The organism is Vibrio sp. 2033 (assembly GCF_033339735.1).
On sequence record NZ_JAWOVC010000177.1, the window covers coordinates 1 to 885 of the forward strand.

General features: G+C 49.2%; 1 protein-coding gene and 1 pseudogene. Both read right to left on the reverse strand.

From position 1 onward, the window contains the following. Positions 1-130, reverse strand: a pseudogene (locus tag R7P74_RS25420) (sodium ion-translocating decarboxylase subunit beta); the annotation flags it as partial. A gap of 9 nt (positions 131-139) precedes the next feature. After that, positions 140-885 (reverse strand): biotin/lipoyl-containing protein (locus R7P74_RS25425; protein ID WP_318123415.1); only part of this gene is annotated, 746 nt, incomplete at its 5' end.

Here is an 885-nt window from a genome sequence, read left to right on the forward strand (position 1 = left end):
AAAGTAATGGTTCAAAGCCTTTACGAATCGCTAAAAACAACAGCGTACAGCCAACCAGCATCATGCAGATTTGGCCAAACTCAAAGTTAGCGATCCCTGTTTCTGACCATAAGGTCATCAATCCGTCCATGATACTCCCTTACGCCAAGCTGAGAAGAGGTGCACCAACGGTAACGGCATCACCCTCTTTTACGTTCAGTTCTTGAACGATACCACCGCGAGCTGCACGAACTTCCGTTTCCATCTTCATTGCTTCAAGGATCAGTAGGACATCACCTTCCGCGACTTCAGCACCCGGCTGAACGTTCACTTTAAAGATGTTTCCTGCAAGCGGTGCAGGAACCGATACCGCATTTGTCGTCACAGGCGCAACGGGAGCGGCCACTGGTGCAGAAGCTGAACTTGGCGTCACAGAAGTCAATTGTCCTTTTGGCCCCACTTCAACTTCGTAGACTTGTCCATCAACGCGAACACTGTAAGTTTCTACGCTACCAGACGCGACTGGAGCCGCAGGCGCTGCAACTGGTTTTGCACTTTCCAATGTAGGTGCTGGTTCAAAAGCATCAGGGTTACCACGGTTTTTAAGGAACTTCAGACCGACTTGAGGGAACAACGCATAAGTAAGTACGTCATCAACGCGTTCACTCGCAAGCTTAATGCCTTCAGATTGAGCCTTATCCATTAAATCCACCGTGAGAGCTTCCATTTCTGACTCTAACAAATCAGCAGGACGACACGTAATTGGATCTTTACCTTCAAGGACTTTAGCTTGTAGATCGGCATTCACTGCCGCAGGAGCGGCACCGTACTCACCTTTGAGAACACCAGCGGTTTCTTTAGTGATGCTCTTGTAGCGCTCGCCGGTCAGTACGTTAATGACGGCTT